At 71.7% G+C, this 20,332-nt stretch carries 16 protein-coding genes; 6 read left to right on the top strand and 10 right to left on the bottom strand.

Going from position 1 to position 20,332, the window contains the following annotated elements:
- The first annotated feature begins 17 nt into the window (after positions 1-17).
- Positions 18-1,691 carry a PP2C family protein-serine/threonine phosphatase gene (locus ABZ780_RS16970; protein WP_357486563.1) on the top strand — a complete coding sequence of 558 codons (1,674 nt, stop codon included), beginning with the start codon at positions 18-20 and terminating at the stop codon, positions 1,689-1,691.
- Between the two features lie 55 nt (positions 1,692-1,746).
- Here the strand turns inward: ABZ780_RS16970 and ABZ780_RS16965 are convergent, their stop codons facing one another.
- Positions 1,747-2,478: a MarR family winged helix-turn-helix transcriptional regulator gene (locus ABZ780_RS16965; protein ID WP_357007881.1), complete on the bottom strand. Its 732-nt coding sequence runs from the start codon at positions 2,476-2,478 to the stop codon at positions 1,747-1,749.
- A gap of 56 nt (positions 2,479-2,534) precedes the next feature.
- Between ABZ780_RS16965 and ABZ780_RS16960 the strand changes: the two genes are divergently transcribed.
- Positions 2,535-3,665, top strand: coding sequence for a PP2C family protein-serine/threonine phosphatase (locus ABZ780_RS16960; protein WP_357486561.1), 1,131 nt, complete (start codon positions 2,535-2,537; stop codon positions 3,663-3,665).
- Positions 3,666-3,672: 7 nt separating this feature from the next.
- Here ABZ780_RS16960 and ABZ780_RS16955 read toward each other — a convergent pair whose 3' ends face one another.
- From ABZ780_RS16955 to ABZ780_RS16920, 8 genes are all read right to left on the bottom strand, one after another.
- On the bottom strand, positions 3,673-5,139 hold the full coding sequence (locus ABZ780_RS16955; protein ID WP_357008234.1) for a sugar transferase: 1,467 nt from the start codon (positions 5,137-5,139) through the stop codon (positions 3,673-3,675).
- Between the two features lie 257 nt (positions 5,140-5,396).
- Positions 5,397-7,151: a substrate-binding domain-containing protein gene (locus tag ABZ780_RS16950; protein WP_357486559.1), complete on the bottom strand. Its 1,755-nt coding sequence runs from the start codon at positions 7,149-7,151 to the stop codon at positions 5,397-5,399.
- A 165-nt stretch (positions 7,152-7,316) separates the two neighbouring features.
- The gene (locus ABZ780_RS16945) at positions 7,317-8,354 is read right to left on the bottom strand and encodes a lactonase family protein (protein ID WP_357007872.1); all 1,038 of its coding nucleotides are present in this window, start codon (positions 8,352-8,354) and stop codon (positions 7,317-7,319) included.
- A gap of 142 nt (positions 8,355-8,496) precedes the next feature.
- Positions 8,497-9,099, bottom strand: coding sequence for an ATP/GTP-binding protein (locus ABZ780_RS16940; protein ID WP_357007870.1), 603 nt, complete (start codon positions 9,097-9,099; stop codon positions 8,497-8,499).
- Complete coding sequence (locus ABZ780_RS16935) at positions 9,080-9,466, bottom strand: DUF742 domain-containing protein (RefSeq protein WP_357007867.1); 387 nt, start codon at positions 9,464-9,466, stop codon at positions 9,080-9,082. The genes ABZ780_RS16940 and ABZ780_RS16935 overlap by 20 nt, the downstream gene beginning before the upstream one ends.
- Positions 9,456-9,878, bottom strand: a complete 423-nt coding sequence (locus tag ABZ780_RS16930) for a roadblock/LC7 domain-containing protein (protein ID WP_357007864.1) — start codon at positions 9,876-9,878, stop codon at positions 9,456-9,458. The genes ABZ780_RS16935 and ABZ780_RS16930 overlap by 11 nt, the downstream gene beginning before the upstream one ends.
- On the bottom strand, positions 9,878-12,406 hold the full coding sequence (locus ABZ780_RS16925) for a nitrate- and nitrite sensing domain-containing protein (protein WP_357007861.1): 2,529 nt from the start codon (positions 12,404-12,406) through the stop codon (positions 9,878-9,880). The genes ABZ780_RS16930 and ABZ780_RS16925 overlap by 1 nt, the downstream gene beginning before the upstream one ends.
- 244 nt (positions 12,407-12,650) lie before the next feature.
- On the bottom strand, positions 12,651-14,132 hold the full coding sequence (locus ABZ780_RS16920; protein ID WP_357007858.1) for a catalase: 1,482 nt from the start codon (positions 14,130-14,132) through the stop codon (positions 12,651-12,653).
- Positions 14,133-14,369: 237 nt separating this feature from the next.
- On the opposite strand from ABZ780_RS16920, the gene ABZ780_RS16915 reads away from it, so the two are divergent.
- From ABZ780_RS16915 to ABZ780_RS16905, 3 genes are all read left to right on the top strand, one after another.
- Positions 14,370-14,966: a hypothetical protein gene (locus ABZ780_RS16915; RefSeq protein WP_357007855.1), complete on the top strand. Its 597-nt coding sequence runs from the start codon at positions 14,370-14,372 to the stop codon at positions 14,964-14,966.
- 11 nt (positions 14,967-14,977) lie between these two features.
- Positions 14,978-16,036, top strand: a complete 1,059-nt coding sequence (locus tag ABZ780_RS16910; RefSeq protein WP_357007852.1) for a hypothetical protein — start codon at positions 14,978-14,980, stop codon at positions 16,034-16,036.
- A 241-nt stretch (positions 16,037-16,277) separates the two neighbouring features.
- The gene (locus ABZ780_RS16905; protein ID WP_357007849.1) at positions 16,278-16,664 is read left to right on the top strand and encodes a hypothetical protein; all 387 of its coding nucleotides are present in this window, start codon (positions 16,278-16,280) and stop codon (positions 16,662-16,664) included.
- A 125-nt stretch (positions 16,665-16,789) separates the two neighbouring features.
- Here ABZ780_RS16905 and ABZ780_RS16900 read toward each other — a convergent pair whose 3' ends face one another.
- Positions 16,790-18,571 carry a glycoside hydrolase family 6 protein gene (locus ABZ780_RS16900; RefSeq protein ID WP_357007847.1) on the bottom strand — a complete coding sequence of 594 codons (1,782 nt, stop codon included), beginning with the start codon at positions 18,569-18,571 and terminating at the stop codon, positions 16,790-16,792.
- Positions 18,572-19,170: 599 nt separating this feature from the next.
- Between ABZ780_RS16900 and ABZ780_RS16895 the strand changes: the two genes are divergently transcribed.
- Positions 19,171-20,331 (top strand): hypothetical protein, encoded by a 1,161-nt coding sequence (locus ABZ780_RS16895; protein WP_357007844.1) that lies wholly within the window; start codon positions 19,171-19,173, stop codon positions 20,329-20,331.
- Position 20,332 lies beyond the last annotated feature (1 nt).

Here is a 20,332-nt window from a genome sequence, read left to right as displayed (position 1 = left end):
CGGGCCGGCGTCGGGCGATGAGCACGACCCGAAGGGGCGGCAACGCCGGCCCGGTCAGCGACGAGGGGCAGGCGTCCCGCCGACCTGCTGGCCCGCCCACCGGCGATCCACTTCCGGCCGATTCGCCGTTGGCTCGCGAGCTGCTCGACGGGCTCGCCGAGGCCGTCGTGACGACCGACGAGGCCAGCCGGGTCACCCTGGTCAACGCCATGGTGGCGGAGTTGCTCCCGGAGATCGTCGCGGGCACCGAGTTGTCCGGGTGCCCGGTCGCGGCACTGGCCCGGGCGGTCACCGACGGCGCCGAGCGCTTCGACGCCGAGCACCGTGGCCGACAGCTACGCGGCTTCCGGCAGCAGCTCTCCGGCAGCCGGTACGCCTGGTACGTCCGAGACGTCACCGAGGAGCACGCCCGCACCGACGCCCTGCTGGCCGAGCGCTCCCGCACCGCGTTCCTCGCCCAGGCCGGCAGCCGGCTCGGGCTCTCCCTGCACCGGGACCAGACCCTGCGGACCACCACGACCCTCGCCGTGCCGTACCTGGCCGACGCCGCCGTCGCGCTGCACCGCCCGCTCGCGCCGGCCGAGCCGCACCCCCGCTGGACCCGGTACGTCGAGGGCGGCCCTGCCCCCGTCACGGGGCGTGCCGCTCCGGAGCTGACCGCCGTCGTCCCCGGCCTCGCCGAGGCGCTCGACGGCGAACTCACCGAGCCGAGCCTGTGGCGGGACGTCGAGCCCGACGATCTGGCCGCCGTGCTGCCGCCCGAGTTCGGCCGGCCCGGCGCCGTGCTGGTCTGCCCGATGCGCGGCGCCGGCGGCCCGGCCGGCGCCCTGCTGCTGATCCGCCGGGACGGGCGGGCCGGATTCGACCCGCGCGACGTCGAGCTGGCCCGCGAGTTCGCCGCGCGGGCCGGGGCGGCGCTGGCCACCGCCGAGCTGTACGGCGAGCAGGCCCACCTCGCCCGGGTGTTGCAGACCAGCCTGCTCCCACCGGAACTGCCGACGGTGCCCGGCGTGAGCATCGCCGGGGGCTATCGTGCCGCCGGGGACACGCTGCGCATCGGCGGTGACTTCTACGAGGTGTTTCCGCACTCGCGCGGCGCGCTGTTCGCGCTCGGCGACGTGTGCGGCAAGGGTGTCGGCGCGGCCGTGCTGACCGGCCGGGTCCGCCAGTCGTTGCAGACGTTGCGGCTGGTCGAGCGGCGACCGCTGGAGCTGATCCACCTCCTCAACCAGGCCCTGTTCGACACACCCGACGCGGCGCGGCGCGGTCAGTTCACCACCCTGCTGCTGGGCTCGCTGGAGCGCGGACCGGCCGGGGTGGACATCCGGATCAGCGGCGGGGGCCACCCGGCGCCGCTGCTGGTCACCGCCACCGGCTCGGTCACCCCGGTCCCGGTCGGCGGGATGCCGGTCGGTGCGCTGGCCGACGCCCGGTTCGCCGAGACCCGGGTGCACCTCGACCCGGGTGACCTGCTGCTCGCGTACACCGACGGGGTGACCGAGGCGCGGGGCGGTCCGTTCGACGGCGAACTGTTCGGCGAGCACCGGCTGCGCGCCGCGCTCGCCTCGGCAGCGGGGCTGCAGCCTGCCGTGCTGGTCGACAGGCTGCTCCAGTTGGTGGACGAATGGCTGGGCGGGCAGGCCGAGGACGACATCGCCATGCTGGCGGTGTGCGCGTCGACACCGGGGTGATCGACGGGGTACGGCGGGCGGCGTACCGCCGGCGCGGGGCCGACCATGGGTCGGATCAGGCGGTCCGCGCCACCGGAGGCTCGCCCGTAGGCCACTCGCGCGGGCTGCCCATCGGCCGCTCGGGGACGGCCGGCCCGCTCTGCCGCATCGTGCGGGAGGGCCGCTCGGGGTCCGCCGGCCAGTCCCTCGGCCGCCCGGTGGGACGATCCGGGTCCCCTGGCCACTCCCCCGGGCCGCGCGGCTCGTCGGCGCCGTCCGGCCAGTAGCCCTCGCCCGGCCAGTCTCCGCGCCCGCGCGGCTGGCCCCCGTCGTCCGGCGTCGACGTGCTCTGCGTCCGCTGTCGGCGGGCGGCCTCGTCGAAATCCCGAATTCCGCGCAGCAGCGCCGTGCGACCTGCCGGGCTCATCTCGGCCAGGACGGCGGCAAGTCGCGCCTGGCGGTCCGCCCGCAGCTCCGCGAGGAGCCGACGGGCCTCCGGGGTGAGGTGCAGGGAGATCTCACGCCGGTCGAAGCGGCCCGGCTCGCGTTCCAGCATGCCGGCGGCGACCAGCCGGTCGCAGAGCCGGCTGGCGGAGCTGAGCAGCATGTCCAACCGGGTGGAGAGCCGGCGCAGGTTGATCCCGTCGTGGTGCTCGACCACCATCACAGCCCGTAGCTGGACTCCGGACAACCGGTTGGCGGTCGCCTCCCGGGCGGAATCCCACACGCTCAGCAGTGCACCCGCCGCCGCGTCCAACGCGGCAGCCATACTCGTCTCGGGGTCCGGTGGACCGGGCAGTTCGGCCATGGTGGCCCGAGACTACTCCGAACCCGCTGGTGGTCGAGCTTGATCAAGGAGCCCTGATGAACGAACCGGTCAATCAGGCACGACGTACCCTGAACGAGACACCTGCCGACCGACTCGTGAGCGGGGTCGCGCAGGTGCTCGCCGAGGCGTACGGGATCAGCGAGGCTGAGCTGTACCAGGTCGACTATCGGCTCTCGGAGCTGCTTCCCCTCACCGAGGGTGAGCCCTTGCGGGGTCCCGGGCACCCCGCCTGGCGCGCCTTCGACCACCAGTCGCCCGTGCGGGTCGACGACACCGCGTGGTTGCCGGTCAGCATGCGCGGCGAGCGCCGGGGCGTGCTGCGCCTGACGCCGGTGCCGGACGACCCCACAGTCCTCGGCGACCTCGCCGAGATCGCCACCGCGCTCGCCCACGAGCTGGACGCCGTGTCCCCCGGCACCGACGTCTACCGTGCCGCACGGCGCAGCCAGCGGCTCACCCTGGCCGCCGAGATGCAGTGGGACCTGTTGCCCGGCCGCAGCCGGATCCGGCCGTCGTTCAGCCTGGCCGGGCAGTTGGAGCCGGCGTACGCGGTGCGGGGCGACAGCTTCGACTGGTCCGACGACGGGCAGCGACTCTGGCTGTCCACCGTCAACGGGACCGGGGAGGGTGTCGCGGCGTCCCTGCTCACCTCACTGGCCACCCACGCGCTGCGCAACGCCCGCCGGGCCGGGCTGGGCCTGGCCGACCAGGCAGCCCTCGCCGACCAGGCCCTCTACGACGAGTACCGGGGCAAGCGGCACCTGTCCGCGCTACTGCTGGAGCTGGACCTCCGTACCGGGACGATGACCGTGGTGGACGCGGGCTCACCGCGGCTGGTCCTGCTGCGCGGCGGTGAGGTCACCGAGCAGCCGTTGGAGGCGCAGTTCCCGCTCGGCATGTTCGAGGCGACCGACTACCACGAGCAGACGTTCACGCTGGAGCGCGGCGACCGGCTGTTCGTGGTCAGCGACGGGGTGGTGGACGCCACCGGGCAGGATGTGCGCTACGGCGAGACGGCACTCGACCGGTTCCTGCGCCGGACCGGCCCGATGGAGCCGCTGGACGCCGTCCGCTCGCTGCTCGGTGACCTGCGCGCCTTCGTGGCCGGCGATCTGATCGACGACGCCGTGGTGGTCTGCCTCGACTGGTACGGCCCGCAGGCGTGACCGCCGGTCAGTACGCGCCGCGGCTGTTCAGCACCGCGCCGAAGGTCTTCCAGAGGATGGTGAGGTCGGCGGCGAGGGACCAGTTCTCCACGTAGTAGAGATCGAGCCGAATGCCGTCCTCCCAGCTCAGGTCGGAGCGCCCGCTGACCTGCCACAGCCCGGTCATGCCGGGCTTGACCAGCAGCCGGCGGGCGACGTCGCCGTCGTAGCGGGCCACCTCCGAGGGCAGCGGCGGGCGCGGCCCGACCAGGCTCATCTGGCCCAGCAGCACGTTGACGAGCTGCGGCAGCTCGTCCAGCGACCACTTGCGCAGCAACCGGCCGACCCGGGTGACCCGCGGGTCGTCGCGCATCTTGAACATGAGGCCGTCGGTCTCGTTGCGGGCGGCCAGCTCGGCGAGCAGCGCGTCGGCGTTCACCACCATGGTCCGGAACTTGAAGACGCCGAACTCCTTCCCGCCCCGGCCGACCCGGACCTGCCGGAACAGCACCGGGCCCCGGCTGTCCAGTTTGATGGCCAACGCGATGAGCCCGATCAGCGGCAGCAGCAGCGCCAGAGCCAGCGACGACACCGATCGGTCGACGAACCCCTTGACCAGCTTGCGCGCACCGCGGAACTCGGGCGCCTCGACGTGGATCAGGGGCAGCCCGGCGACCGGGCGGGTGTGGATCCGAGGGCCGGCCACGTCGGTCAGCGCGGGCGCCACGACGAGGTCAACGCCGGTGCCCTCCAACTGCCAACCGAGCCGGCGCAGCCGGGCAGCGGTCAGCTCACCGGAGGCGGTCACGGCGACCGTGTCCGCGCCGATCGCGGTGGCGGCCTCCGGGATGCCCCGGAACGACCCCACCACCGGCACGTCACCGAGCCGCTGCGCCACCGGCGCCAGCAGCGCGTCGGGGATGCACGCGCCAACCACCTGATAGCCGGCGTACGGCTCCCGGCGCAGGGTGTGCACCAACTCCAGAACGTGGGCGGTGTCGCCGACCACCAGCACCTTGCGGGACCAGCCGAACCCTCGGGAGCGGGCCCGGTGCAGGCGTTTGCGGGCAGCGAACCGGGCCACCTCCAGCCCGACGGTGCCCACCGCGAAGGTGATGCCGAGGAAACCCCGGGAGACGCCGACGTCGGCGATGTATCCGGCGATGGCGATCGCACCGGCCAGTCGCAGACTCGCCGAGTTGACCCGCCGGTACTCGTCCGCCCCGTAGCCGATCACCCGGTCGTCGTAGCAACCGAGCGCCTTGAGCGAGAGCAGCCAGGCCAGGACCAACCCCGGCGCCACCAGCACGTACGGGATCTTCGAGCCGCTCGGCTCATCGTCACCGAACCGGGCGATGTACCCGACGAGCAGTGCGATGGTGAGGATGACGGTGTCCAGCACCACCAGGACCCGGACGTAGGACCGTTGGTCGGCGCGGGCCACCAGCCCGGCCGGACCGCCGTCCGGCTTGGTCGACGTGCTGGCGGGGGTCATCAGTGTCGTCGCGGGCACTGGCCCTCCCCACTCTGTTCAGGTCGACCCTGGCCGACTGGTCGCGTCGAGGCGGACCGACGGCCGGGGCAACCGGGGCGGACCGACAATGCCGGGACACGTCGACATCCTGCCCTGATAACTATGACTACCGATTGCTTCCGACGTATTGCCGTCACTTTTCCTCAACCCCGTGGCTACACAAGGAGTCCGCCGTACCGGATTGGCGGTCCGGCGGGCCCCTCGTGCTGTGCCTCGGCTCAGCGCGGCGCCGGCGGGCGGCGGGCGATGGCGCTGAGGAAGATGCTGCCGATCTCACTCGGGTCCTTGGTGACGAAGACATCGCCACCGGTGACCTTCGTGATCGACTCCAGCTCGGCCTTGCTGACGCTCTCACCGATACCGATCATGATGACCTGCACCGGTCGCTCCGGGTCGGCGATCTGCTTCAGCTTGGCCAGCAGCTGCTGCTGGTTGAGGCCGTTGTCGTCCTCGTTCTTGCCGTCGGTGAACAGCACGATCGAGTTGACCCGGCCGGGCTGCCAGTCCTCCTGGACCGCCTGGTACGCGGCCAGCATGGTGTCGTAGAGGCCGGTGTCACCGTTGGAGGGCTTGATGGTGCCGAGCGCCGCCTCGAGCTGACCCCGCTGGCTGGAGAGCGGGCCGATGGGGACCAACTCCCGGTAGTCCCGGTTTCCCACGAGCCTGGTGGAGAAGGTCCAGAGGCCGATCGACCAGGAGTCGTCGAAGAGGCCGAGGCCGCGACGCGCCGCGTCCACGGTGACCTCCTCCCGGCTGCGCTTGTTGGCGCTGGGCACCTCTTCCTTCATCGAGCCGGAGACGTCGATGACGCAGAGCATCCGGCCGGACTGGGTAGCGATCGACCAGCTGGAGACGACGCGCTGGATCGCGGCCGGGTCCAGGCCACCCGCCGCCGTGCCGCCGGCCGCCGGCGCGGACGACGCGCCGCCGGACGGGCTCGGGGCGCCCTGTGGCGCGTTGAAGCCGGCGCCCCAGTTGCCGTCCGGCCCGCGCAGCGCCTGCGTCGCCAACCGGTCCCGGAACTTCGGGGCGGTGAGCAGCTCGAACAGCACCTTGGCCGCCGACGCCTTGGCCGGCTCGATGCCGGGCAGCACCGCGTACGGGTAGTCCAGCGGCATCGGCGCCGGCTCCATGTAGAGCGCGGCGAGCGGCACCGGCGGCTTCTTGCTGTTGTAGGCGATCACGTCTTCCTCGGACAGCGCCGCCGCACCGAGACCGCTCGCGATGGAGGTCGGGTCCGTGGCGGTCGGGAAGCGTGCCACCAGGTCGCTGCGCAGTGACGACCGGCCCGTGGCCAGCGCCCGCAGCGCACCGACGGTGTTGCGCTGGGTGTCGCCACCGGCCGCGCTGGCGGCCGCGGTCAGCGAGAGCAGACCGGACAGGCCGGCCGCGTCCCGGGTCGGCTCGACGATGCCGGTACGAAGCGGCTTGCTGCTGTTGACCTGCTTGAGGAGGTCGGCCCAGGTGAACTTCGCGTTGGGCCAACCCAACCGGGTGGCCACGGGCTCCGGCATCGCGACGACGACAGGGCTGCGCGCGATGGAGGCGCCGTTGGTCGGGGCGAACGCGGTCGCGTCCTTCTTGAGCCTCAGCAGCCAGGTCGAGGAGTCCGGCACCCAGACGTCCGGGGTGACGGCTGTGCCGCTGGCCTGCCCGACACCCGCCAGGACGGCGCCGTGCTTCGCGGCCACCACGGCTGCCACGTCGACCGGGTCGGACGCCGAGACATCGACGCGGATGCAGGTGGGGCCTACCGCAGCGCCGTCCTTGACCCATTGGGACGCGGCGGCGTCCACCGCGGGCGCGAGCTCGGAGGCGACCGCCACGGCGAGTCGGATCTCACCGGAACAGCTCGGCTGAATCAGTTCCTTGTAGCCGAACCAGACGCCGGTGGTCACGACGAGAACCGTCGCCGTTACTCCGGCGGCGGCGAGGTGGAGTTTCGAACGCATGCGATGGCGGCCTGCTGACACGCTGACCATCTTGCGTATTAGATGCCGTCTCTGCCACAACCGTTCGGACTAAAGTTACGCAGGAGAAACAGTTGATCACCATTTAGCGACACAGAGTGATGAAGCCGCCCCGAGCGGTTGTCAAACCGGCATCATCCTCACGTCTCGCTCGGGCGACGCATCGACTCACGGCAGTACGCAGGTCGGGCTCGGCACCGCCACGGGCTCGCCGACCGGCACCGGAATGCCGGTGCTCGCGTCCAGCCGGAAGACCCGCACCATGTCCGCCCGCTCGTCGGCGACGTAGAGATGCTCCCCGACCAGCGCGAAGTGTCGAGGCCACTCGCCATCGGTGTCCACTTCGGCCACCAGCTCGGGCGGCTCCCCGGCGAGATTGAAGACCGCGATCGTGCCCACCCCACGATTGGCGACATAGAGGAAACGGCCATCCGGGCCGACCGCGACCTCCGACGGCTGGACGTGGCCGGTCCGCTCGCTCGCCTCGACCCGACCGCGCTGGTGCAGCGTCCCGTCGTCGGTCAGCTCGTACGCGGCGACCGAGGCGTCCAGCTCGCCGACCAGATAGCAGCGCCGCCCGTCGGGGTGACGGGCCAGGTGCCGCGGCCCGGTGCCCGGCGCTGTCCGCATCCGTGGCCCGCGCGGCGTCAACCGCCCGCTGGAGCCGTCCAGGTCGTACCGGTAGACCGAGTCGGTGCCGAGGTCCACCGCGAGCAGCGGCGCTCGGCCCGGCCCCGGCGAGACCATGTGGGTGTGCGCCCGGTCCTGGCGTTCCGGGTCGGGACCGTGCCCTTCGTGCACCACGAGGTCCGTGCGCTCGCCGGGCACGCCCTGTGCGTCGAGCGGGAAGACCGCGACGCTGCCGCCGCCGTAGTTCGCCGCGACCAGGTGCCCGCCGTCGGGCAGCACCGCCAGGTGACAGGGCTCGGCGCCGCCGGTCGAACGGCTGCCGAGCGGGTCGAGTGCACCGTCGGGACCGACGCGCCAGGCGCTGATCGCCCCGTCGGTCACCTCGTTGACCGCGTAGAGCACCGGCTGGCTGGGGTGCCGCACCAGGAACGAGGGGGACTCGGTGACCGCCGCCGTGCCCAGCGGGGTCAGCGCCCCGGTGGCCGCGTCCCGGTGGGCGGCGACGATGCCGCTGCCCCGCCCGCCGCTGTGCGCGGTGTAACCCCCGATGTGGACGATCTCACCCTGACCACTCACGCCCCACCCCTTCGCCGGCATCCTCGGTTGATCCAACCAGAGCTGCCCACGATGCCGGCCCGCTAACCAGCTTTCCGGCACCGGATCGGCGTCGGCGGCCCCCGTGCCGGCAGACGACCAGGTCGCCGCCCGCGGCAGCGGGTCAGGCGGCCGGCACCGGCTCACCGCGCTGGCGCGCCACGTGCTCGACCAGGGAGATCAACACCAGCTTGCCGGACTGCCGGTCCCGGGCGTCGCAGAGCACCATCGGCACGTCCGGATCCAGGTCGAGCGCCCGGCGTAGCGTCTCCAACTCAAACCGACGGGTGTCGTCGAAGCAGTTCACGCCTACCACGAACGGGATGCCGCGCTGCTCGAAGTAGTCGATGGACGGGAAGCAGTCGGCCAGCCGCCGGGTGTCGGCGAGCACCACCGCGCCGAGCGCGCCGAAGGCCAGCTCGTCCCAGAGGAACCAGAACCGGTCCTGGCCCGGGGTGCCGAACAGGTAGACCTGAAGGTCGTCGTTGATGGTGATCCGGCCGAAGTCCATCGCCACCGTGGTGGTCGACTTGCCCTCCACGCCGGAGAGGTCGTCGGTGCCGATCCCGGCCCCGGTCAGCACCTCCTCGGTCTGCAACGGGCGGACCTCGCTCAACGCGCTCACCAGCGTCGTCTTGCCGGCCCCGAAGCCTCCGGCGATGAGGATCTTCAGTGCCAGCGGGATGGTGGTGCGAGTGCCCGCATGGTCATAACGCACGGAGTCCACTGACCACCGCCTTGAGGATGTCGTAGTCGGGAAGATTGCCGTCGGCCGGCGGCTCGTGCACCGCGACCAGGCCCTGAGCGAGAAGGTCACCGAGCAGCACCCGGATCACCCCGACCGCGAGGTCCAGCTCGGAGGCCAACTCGGCCACCGAGATGGGCCGACTGGCGAGCGCGACCAGCCGCCGGTGCTCCGGGAGCAACTGCGGGTGGTCCGTCGGGTCGAGGTCCGCGCTGGCCAGCACGAACGCGACCAGGTCGAACCCGACGGCGGCGCGTACCCGGCCGCCGGTGAGCGTGTACGGGCGCACGACCGGGCCCGCGTCGCCGTCCAGCCACTCGTGCTGGGGCCCGGGCGGTTCAGCCCGCATCACCGGCACCCGCCGACGGTCGGGCCGGCGCGCTGAGGTTCTCCCCCACGCGGATGACCAGCATCGCCATCTCGTATGCGACCAGGCCGATGTCCGCGTCCGAGTCGCTGACGACCGCCAGGCAGGCACCCTGCCCGGCGGCGGTGACGAAGAGGTACGCCGACTCCATCTCGACCACGGTCTGCCGAACCGGACCACCGTCCACGTGTCGGCTCGCGCCCCGGGCCAGGCTGGAGAAGCCGGCGGCGAGCGCGCAGAGGTGCTCGGCGTCGGAGCGCTCCAGCTCGGTCGAGGAGCCGAGCAGCAGCCCGTCGGCGGAGAGCACCACCGCCTCCCGGGCGGCTGGCACCCGTTGCACCAGCTCGTCGAGCAGCCAGTCGAGGCTGGCGCCCTGCTTCGTCGTTTGCCGCACTAGGCGTCCCTCTCAATCTCGGTCGGGCGTTCGGTGGTGTCCCGGTCCGCTCTGGCGCGGTCGACCGGAGCCGCCCGAGCCACCGGGTTCGCCGAGACGGTCGCGGCAGTCGAGGTCGCGGACGGAACCGAACCAGCCGCCCCTCGCGGGGCGGCCGAGGTCGGAGGTGAGCCGGTGGCCCGGCCACGGGCGGTGCCGGCCTGCAGTGCCGCCATGATTCGGCGAACCTCCTCCGGCGACCGGGGTGTGGGCGCGTCGGTGGCCGTCGACCGGGGCACGGCGGTGGGGGTACGCCGTCGCACCCGGCGGGGCAGGCCGTCCAGGTCGTCCCCCGCCTCGTCCGAGGACGCCGTCACCTCGGAGCCCGGCCCGTCGCCGCCCTGTCGATCGGCGTCGGACCCGTTGGTGCCGGAGCCGTTGGTGCCAGGCGCGTCAGCGCCAGACCCGTCAGCGCCGGAGCCGTTGGTGCCAGGCGCGTCGGCGCCGGGCACGTTCTCGGGCGGTGGCGCCGCAGCCGGGGTGGCGGGCGGTGCCGCCGGAGGGCGGGTGCGGCCGGGCCGGGGCACGGTGACCCGGCGGACGGGCCGGGCCAGTCGCCGCTCACCCGAGGCGGCGGCCGGCGCGGCGGGGTCGTGCCCGGCCGGCGGCTCGGCGGTCACCAGGTCGCTGGGGACCAGCACCACGGCGGTCACCCCGCTCTCCCTGCCGGGGCGCAGCTGGACGCGTACCGCGTGCCGGGCCGCCAGCCGGGCCACCACGAACAGGCCGAGTCGGGCGCTCTGGGTCGGGTCGAACTCGGGCGACGTGGCCAGCCGGGTGTTGGCGCTCTCCAGTGCCGCCTCGGACATCCCCAGCCCCTGGTCGGTGATCTCCAGGACGTACCCGTTGGCCACCTGCTCGCCCGTCACGGTGACCCGGGTGTCCGGCGGCGAGAAGGCGGTGGCGTTCTCGATCAGCTCGGCGAGCAGGTGGATGACGTCACCGACAGCCCGGCCCAGCACACCGGCCGGCTGCACGGCCGTGATGTCCACCCGGTCGTACGCCTCGACCTCGGAGATCGCGCCGCGAACCAGGTCGACCATCGCGACCGGGTTGCGCCACCCCCGGCCCGGCGCGGAGCCGGCGAGGATGACCAGGTCCTCGGCGTGTCGGCGGAGCCGGGTGGCCAGATGGTCCACCTGGAACAGTTCGGCCAGCTCGTCCGGGTCCTCGGCGCGTCGCTCCATCCGGTCCAGCAGGTGCAGCTGCCGGTGCACCAGCCCCTGGCTGCGCCGGGCGATGTTGAGGAACACCTCGTTGAGGCCCCGGCGCAGGGTTACCTCGTCCACTGCGGCCTGGACGGCGGTGCGCTGCACCTTGGTGAAGGCCCGCCCGACCTCGCCGATCTCGTCGTCGCCGTACTCCAGGGGCGGCGCCTCCCGCGCGACGTCGACCAGCTCGCCGCGGCGCAGCCGGGTCACCACGTCCGGCAGGCGGTGCTCGGCCAGCTCAAGCGCGGCGGTACGGACCCCGCTGAGGCGCTGGACCAGCGTGCGGCCGACCCGCACCGCCACCAGCACCGAGACCACCACGGCGACGAGCCCGAGCACACCGGCGGCGGCCAGCCGGATCAGGATCCGGACGGCCATCGGCACCGAGCGGTCGGTGAGCCCGTCGGCCTCGGCCAGCTCGAAGTCGCGGAGCTGCTGCTGCACAGTGTCGTGGCTCGCCTGCCAACTGGCCGCGTCCACGGGTGGCCTGCCGGTGCGGTCGGCCACGACCAGCGCGTCCTGCATGGTGCGCAGCCGGGTGAACGCCTCGGTCTCGGTCAACCGCTGGTACGCGAGTCGGCCGGCCTCGGGCAGGTCGGCGACCGCGCTCTCGGAGAGCCACCGCTGGTTGCCGATGGCCTGCACAAGTTGGGTGTGCTCCCCCTCGGCGAACCGGCCGGCGGTCAGTGCGCCGGCCAGCAGGGCGTCGGCCTGGCCGAGCAGCTCCCGGGAGCGGCCCAGCGCGGTGAGCGCCAGCGCCTGCCGGTTGATGCCGGGATCGCTCAGGTTCGCCATCGCCGCGAACGCCTGGAAGGACGACGAGACCATGCCGCTGTAGAGGCCGATGGCACCGGCCCGGTCCAGCTTGCGGTCGTCGATGAAGTCCCGCCCGCTGGGCAGCGCCGCCAGGGCGTTGAGCAACTGGTCGACGCGGGCGTCGAGCAGGTCGTCGCCGGCGTCGCGCAGCTCCTCCCCGCTCGCCCGGCGGCGCAGTTCGGCCACCGCGCGGTCGGTGCGCTGCCGTTGCTCGGCGAGGGCGGGCAGCTCGGTGGTGCCGGCGAGTTGCACCACCGACAGCCTGCGTTCCCGTTGCAGCTCGGTGACCACGGTCTCGCCGGGGCGGCCCAGGTCGTAGAGCAGGGTGCGCGCGGAGAGCAGGTCCAGGGCGGGGCCGAAGGTCAGCGTCGTCGCGAATATCCACAGCGCCAGCAGCGCGGTCACCGGCGCGACGACCAACGCGGTCAGCTTCGAGCGGATCGGCCAGTCGCGGGTTCTCATCAGACCTCGCCCGTCAAGGGGTGGCAGGAGGGGCGCCGGCACCGCCGGGCAACGCGCTCGCCGGGTGCGCGCCCGACCGTCCAGGTCGGGCACCGGCGCGGGCGCCTTGGGCAGGATACGTAATCGCGCGCCGTTGCACTACCGCCCGTCGCACGGACATCGACGCTGCGGAATGCAGCCCTGGCCGGGACGACGAACGCCCCGCCGGCGGACCGGCGGGGCGCTCGTGGTGACGCGGTACGGATCAGGCGATGCCGAGGCCCTCGGCGACCCGCCGGCCGTAGTTCTCGTCGCACTGGCTGAAGTGCCAGACCATCTTCTCCTGGATGTGCTTGTCGCACTGGGCCAGCAGCGTGGTCAGGTTGAGGATGAGGTCGTCGCGCTCCCAGTCCGCCATCTCGCGGAAACGGCGGCCGGCCTGCGAATAGTTGTTCTGCCGCTCGATCGGGGCCTTCATGATCTGACCCGAGACGAACGGCCGGTACTCCCGATAGGACTCGTCGGCCTCGGCGAGACCGGCGACCGAGGACGGCTCGAAGTTGATGTGCGGGTTGTCGCCCCGGTTGTCCACGTCGTACGACATCTGGCCGCCGCCCTGGTTGGTGCTGACCCGCACGTCCTCCCGCGGCCGGTTGATCGGCAGTTGGAGGTAGTTCGGGCCGACCCGGTAGCGCTGGGTGTCCGAGTAGGAGAAGGTTCGGCCCACCAGCATCTTGTCGTCGGAGAAGTCGATCCCGTCGACCAGCACGCCGGTGCCGAAGGCGATCTGCTCGTTCTCGTTGTGGTGGTCGGTGATGTTGCGGTTGAGCGTCATCATGCCGACCGGCAGGTACGGGAACTGCTCCTCCGGCCAGATCTTGGTGTCGTCGAGCGGGTCGAAGTCCAGCTCCGGGTGCTCGTCGTCGCTCATGATCTGCACGTTGAGCTCCCACTGCGGGTACTCGCCGCGCTCGATCGCCTCGTAGAGGTCCTTGGAGGCGTGGCCCAGCTCGGTGGCCTGGATCGCGTCCGCCTGGGCCTGGGTCAGGTTCTGCTCGCCCTGCTGGGTGAGCCAGTGGAACTTGACCAGCACGCCCTCGCCCTGGGCGTTGACGAGGCGGTAGGTGTTGACGCCGGAGCCGCGCATGGTGCGGTAGTTCTTCGGGATGCCGTACGGGGAGAAGAGCCAGGTCAGCATGTGCATCGACTCCGGCGTGTTCGACATGAAGTCGAAGATCCGGTTCGGCTCCTGGCGGAAGGTCACCGGGTCCGGCTTCAGCGAGTGGATCACGTCGGGGAACTTGATCGCGTCGCGGATGAAGAAGACCTGGAGGTTGTTGCCCACCATGTCCCAGTTGCCGTCCTCGGTGCGGAACTTGACCGCGAAGCCGCGCGGGTCGCGGGCGGCCTCGGAGGAGTCCCGGCCACCGATGACGGTGGAGAACCGGATGGTGACGGGGGTCTTCGTGCCCTTGGTCTGGAACAGCTTGGCGCGGGTGTACGTGGCGGCGGGCTCGTCACCGATCGTCCCGTACGCCTCGAACTCACCGTGCGCGACGAAGCCGCGCGCGTGCACGACCCGCTCCGGGATGCGCTCCCGGTCGAAGTGGCTGATCTTCTCCAGGAAGTGGTAGTTCTCCAGCGTCGCGGGGCCGCGCGAGCCGACCGTCCGCTGCTGCTGGTTGTTGTGCACGGGGTGACCCTGGCGGGTCGTGAGGATCGGCTTGCTGGCCTGTGGGTCGCTCATCGCTCTCCTCCGGATGCGTGGTGTGCGGTGTGCCGGACCGACGACATCAACCAACTCAAGCGCGCAATCTGGAATGAGTCAAGTTTTGGCCGGCGGCCGCCCTGTGTCCCTCGTCATCACCACGCCCGAAAACACCCCCGGTCGGCGAAACCAGACACGGATCGGCGCGGAAAGTGCCTCGGATCGGGATTGGCGATCAGTACGCGGAGGGAATACCAGGTAGCGAAGGAGGAGCCCATGTCGTCCACGCAGATAATCGTCATCGTCATCGTCGTGCTGGTGATCGTCGCAGCACTGGCCGTGGCCGCCCGGTCGGTGAGCCGCCGCCGCCAACTGCAGAGCCGGTTCGGGCCGGAGTACGACCGCATGGTCCAGGAGCAGGACAGCCGGTCCGCCGCCGAGCGCGAACTGCGCGATCGGGAACGCCGGCACGCCGAACTCACGCTCACCCCACTCAGCCCGGAGTCGCGGTCCCACTACGCCGCCGCCTGGGAGGAGCTTCAGATCCGCTTCATCGACTCGCCCGGCGAGACCGTGGGCGACGCGGATGAACTCGTCACCCGACTCATCGAGGAGCGGGGCTACCCGACCGGGGACTTCTCCGACCAGATCGCCCATCTCTCCGTCGAACACGCCCGCACGCTGACCAACTACCGGGACGCGCACGAGATCCACCTGCGCAACTCCCGGGGCGAGGCCGGCACCGAGGAGCTGCGCCAGGCGGTCGTGCACTACCGGGCCCTCTTCGCCGATCTGCTCGGCGAAGAGCCGGTCGGCCAGCACGCACCCGAACAGCGCCACCCGGACACTCCGCACGACGCCACGAGCCGCTGAGGAGGCCATCCATGCGCCAGGACGAGCAGGTGAGCAACGACCACCCCGAGGCCATCCGGTCCGCGCCGGTACCGGTGCCGCCGAACGGCGACCGGGACGACCGCACCGACCGCGCCCACCGGGACGACCGCTCGGACGTACCCGAGGACGCTCTGGACGACCGGGGCACCTTCGACGACCCGACCGCCGACCACGACCGGACCGACGACTTCGACCAGGACCTCGACGACGAGACGGCCGCCGACCGGCGCCACCGGGCGGACGACCGCGGCACCGACCCGACTGACGCCCGCGACGACGAGGGCGGCTTCCACGAGCCCGGGCCCCTGCCGACCGCGTTCGGCGCGACCACGGTGGGGGACGCGGTGGCCGCGTCCGCGCTGGCCAGCCCCCGTCCGCAGGACCAGCCCGACCCCCGGGCCGAGCGGACCGCCGAGCCCGGCGACGGCGCCGAGGACGGCGAGCGGGTGGGTCTGACCGCCGACCCCACCGCCGAACTGCACCGCCGGGACACCGACCCGGAAGCCGACTGGGACGCCGACGACCGGGACGCCGACGGGTCGACCCGGACCGTCGTACCGGCGGGGAGCACCGACGGTGCGGCCGAGCGGCGCGGTGACCTGACCGAATGGGCCGGGGATCCGGACGCGACGGCGGCCGGCGCGGCCGGCTACGGCAGCGCGACGCCGGAGATGGTCGACCCGGACGCGGACGCCGAAGCGGTGCCCGTCGTCGGTGGCGCCACCGGTTCGTTGGAGTCGGCCGGAACGTCGCGGCCCACCGGTTCGACCGTGGCCGACGAGCCTGCGACCCTGCTCGAAGCGGACGCGGCCCAGGGATTCCGGGACCGTTGGCGGGACGTACAGCTGCGGTTCGTGGACGACCCGCACTCGGCGGCCGGCGAGGCGCAGTCGCTGGTGGAGGAGGCCATCCAGGCGCTCTCCTCGGCGCTGGCCGCGCAGAAGACCAAGCTGGGTGGATGGCAGGACGCCGGCTCGACGGACACCGAGCAGCTGCGCATGGCGGTCCGCAACTACCGGGACTTCCTGGACCGCGTGCTGGGTCGTTGAGGACGCGTGCCTGATCGCTGAGCGAGCCACCGGGCGCCCCGGCCGACACCGGCCGGGGCGCTCCCGCACGTCCTGCCCCACGTCGCCCGTTCGGGCCGACACCACCCGGGCGGACCCGGAGGTGCCGGACACGCCGTCGAGGACCAGCCCGGCAGCTGACCGCGGGTGGGGCCGGGCATGGGCGCCCCGGCATGGGGTACGCGAGGGATCAGGCAACGTGTCGGACCCAGGAGGCAGCACCATGACCGATCGCGACCGCCGACCGCCGCTGGAAGAGAGCCCGCAAACGGCCGCTGCGGTGGACGACGACAGCACCGTCCCGCAACTGCGGACCGGGGGCGGCCCGGACCGCGACACACCGGGCTTCGCCGAGCCCCGGGGCCGACCGGATGATCTCGCGCCGGACACCGACGAGCTGATCGGCGATCCCTACGCTGCCGGCACCGGCGCGACCGGGACGGGCACCGGCGCGGGCGGGGACAACATCCGCACCGGGGCGGAGCAGCCCTGGGAGCCGGAGGACCTGGTGATGGCCCGCGGGCAGGACCTCACACCGGAGAACCTCGACAAGGCCCGGCGTGACCTCGCCGAGCAGGGCCGGGCGGCGATCGAGCGCACTGTGCCCTGACCGAGGGGTGACAAGGGGTGGGTCCCCGGCCCGACCGTGATGGTCGGACCGGGGACCCGGGGGGAACCTACCGCCAGCAGTGCCTCACCTACTGCCGGCGGCGGTTCGGTGCGTGCGCTACCCGGTCAGAGCGCCGGGTACGCGTTGCGCATGAGCTCCTGGAACTGGGCGGAGAACCACGCACCGGAGATCGGCGCGTCCGGCAGGGCACCGGAGAGGCTGTTGCCGTTGCGGGCGTTGCCGCCGTACGTCGGGTCGCACATCCGGTCGAAGCCCTTGCCCTCGTTGTTCGGGATCTCCCGGCTGGAGCCGTCCGACTCACCCGGCGGCTTCACCCAGACATACGCGTCGATGCCCGGCTCCGGGTTGGCCCGAGGACGCTCACCGAGACCGGCGCCGGCCTGGTTGCACCAGTTGCCGAGGTGGTGCCGGCGGTCGACGCGACCCCCGTTGACGTACGTGTCGACGCTGGTCGTCGCGCCCGGTCCGGTGGGCCGCGCGGAGCCGCCCCAGCCGTTGCGGGACGTGTCGATCAGCATGCCGATGCCGGAGTTGAAGCCGATCGAGACCAGCTTGTCACGGAACGCCTGGGCGAAGGACAGCTCGTCGACGTAGTAGTTCCAGTCCACCCACTTCGACTGCCGCACCGTCTGGCCGTTCACGTTGTCGGTGACCTTGAAGTACGGCTCACGCAGCGCCGAGTAGTTCGCCGTGTTGACGATGAACCCGTGCACGTTGTTGACCGTGCTGCCGGAGGCGACCGCGGCGGTCTTCAGGATGTCGGCGGTCGGGCCGAAGTTGGTGTCCCAGCCGAGCCAGCCGTGGTGGCCGGCGTCGACGTAGTTGTAGACGTTGCCGAGCGAGCCCAGCTTCGCCAGGGCGTAGCCGACGCCGTTGACGTAGGCGCCGTTGGCCTTGACCGTGTCACACATCACGGTACCGCCGGCGTTGCCCGAGGTGTTGGTGACCAGGTTCGGCAGTGAGTCGATCTCGATGACGTTGATGATCCGCAGGTTCCGGTACTTCGAGTCGGACTGGATCGCGAAGATCGGGTCGATGTACTCGGCCTTGTACCTGGGCAGCTCGTTCGGGCCGAGCTCACCGTTGGAGGCGAGCGCGGAGCAGTCCCGGCCGGGCAGGTTGTAGATCACGAACTGGATGTAACCGGCGCCCTGGCGCAGCGCCTCGTCCAGGTGGTCACGCACCCCGAAGGCGCCGTTGGAGCTGCTGTCCGGCGTGCCGTTGATGGCGGCGATCCGGTCCAGCCACACCGCGGTGGGGTTGTTGGAAACCCGGCTTCCGCCCGCCTCGGCGTCCGCCTTGGCCTTCCACTCCGGGTTCACGTACCCGGGAACACCGGCGTACGGGTTGTCCACCTTGGTTCCGGGCGGCGGCGTGGTCGGCGGCGGGGTGGTGGGCGGAGCCGTGGTGGGCGGAGCCGTGGTCGGCGGAGCCGTGGTCGGCGGGGTGGTCGGGCCACCGCCGTTGCAGACCACGCCGTTGAGGGTGAACGACGTCGGCTTCGGGTTACTGCCGCTCCACGCGCCGTTGAACCCGATGTTCGTCGACGCGCCGGTGGCGAGGCTGCCGTTGTAGGACAGGTTGCGGGCGGTGACCTGGCTGCCGGACTGGGTGAACTCGGCCGACCAACCCTGCTGCACCCGCTGGCTGGAGTTGGGGAAGGTCCAGCCCAGCGTCCAGCCGTTGACCGGGTCGCCGAGGTTCTTGATGGTGATGTTGCCGGTGAAGCCACCGGGCCAGTCGTTCGTCGTGTAGACGATCTCGCACTGCGTCGCGGCCTGCGCCGCGGTCACGGGGATCGTCACCAACCCTCCGGCGACCAGCACACCCGCGCCTGCGAGCGCGAAGGTCCGGCGTGGGCCGGACAGCCTTCTCCACACATTCATGCCACTGATCTCCTTGGGCGAGACCGGGCTCGCGTACGGCCCGGCGTGGGACGGCCCGGTGAGACGTCCTGGAGCGGACGGCCGCCGGCGCCAACGGGATTTTTGGGGGTGCCCGACCCGGACGGGCTGCGGTGGTGGTGAACGACCGGCGCGGGGCCGATCCCAGTGCGGCTGGATGTCGTCCGGCGAAGCCGGATGCCCTCGACGCCCTGCCTGCGCGGTGTGGCTCCCCGAACCGCGTGCGCCGATTCTTGCATGGGAGCGCTTCCATGGCAATGGCTCGATGCGTGAGCGGCCCTGCGACTCGGACGATACCCCCGAGCGGGACCGACCGGCACGAGCACAACAGGCTCGGTCCTTACCGGATGAGCACTGGCGGGCAGGCACTGCGGGCGCGGAACACCATGATCGCCCCGGAATGCGGTTGTGCGCCCAAGACGCCCTGCACGCCAATAAAGCCGCGTAGCACTCCTTTGCCGCCTACCAGCAGTAAAGGTCAAAACGCGAATGTTTCCGTTCAAACTTCATGAAACCGTCTAACGTCGGTCTTAGCTCGGCTGTCGCCGGGCTCAGGACAATAGGGATGGAGTACGCAGGTCATGGCTAAGAAGATGCTCGGGAAGGTCGTTGCGGGCGCCGCGCTCGGCGGGGCATCGCTCCTGGTGTTCGCGCCCGGGATCGCGTTCGCCGACGGGCACCACGACGGCGGCAAGCACCGTGATGGCAAGGTCTTTGCCAAGCCGCACGTCGTGAAGGCTGGCGAAGAGGTCAAGCTCCTGGAGATCTGCCCGGATCGGCAGGAGCACGCGTTCGTCTGGTCCAAGGTCACCGGCAAGGTCAAGCTCAAGCCGGTGCGGGACGACCGGGGCGAGGACCGCGGCGAGTGGAACAAGGAGGACGGCTCCTACGACCACGAGGACCGGAACAAGGACGAGCACGGCAAGGACGACAAGGGCAAGAAGGACGAGCACGGCAAGAACGACAAGGACGACAAGGGCAAGGGCCACGAGGGCAAGGACGAGAACGGCAAGGACAAGCCGCAGCCGCCCGTCGACGGTGCCCAGCCCGGTGGCCAGGGCGGCGGCGCTGCTGCCGACGCCCACGGCGACGAGGGCGGCAAGGACAGCAAGGACTGGAAGGGCGAGGAGCACGGCCAGGACGCGGAGAACAGCCGCGACAAGGACTGGGGCTCCAAGGACGAAGGCAAGAAGGACTGGGAGTCCAAGGACGAAGGCAAGAAGGACTGGGAGTCCAAGGACGAAGGCAAGAAGGACTGGGAGTCCAAGGACGAAGGCAAGAAGGACTGGGACTCCAAGGACCACGACGAGTACGGCTCGGACGAGTACGGCTCGGACAAGGGCTGGGAGAACAAGGGCTCCGACGAGTACGGCTCCGACGAGTACGGCTCGGACAAGGGCTGGGAGAACAAGGGCTCCGACGAGTACGGCTCCGACAAGGGCTGGGACTCGAACGGCGACGACCGCGGCAAGGACGGCTGGGAGCGCGAGCGCGAGTTCGTGTACTACGGCGAGGCCAAGGTCGACAAGGACGCCAAGCCGGGTCGCTACGAGCTCAAGGGTTCGTGCGGCGAAGGCGAGCTCGTCGTGCTGCCCCACGGCGGGGTCGACGGTGGTGACGGTGGCGCCAGCACCGGCACCGACCGGGGCCTGGCCACCGGCGGCGCGAGCCTGCTCGGCGCTGCCGCGCTGGGCGGGATCGTTCTGATGCGTCGTCGGCGGACCGATGGTTCCCTCGTCTGAC

This window comes from Micromonospora sp. NPDC047467 (assembly GCF_040643095.1).
Classification (GTDB): domain Bacteria; phylum Actinomycetota; class Actinomycetes; order Mycobacteriales; family Micromonosporaceae; genus Micromonospora.
Note: the sequence above shows the minus strand (reverse complement) of the source record. Positions and strands in the feature narration are given on the sequence as shown.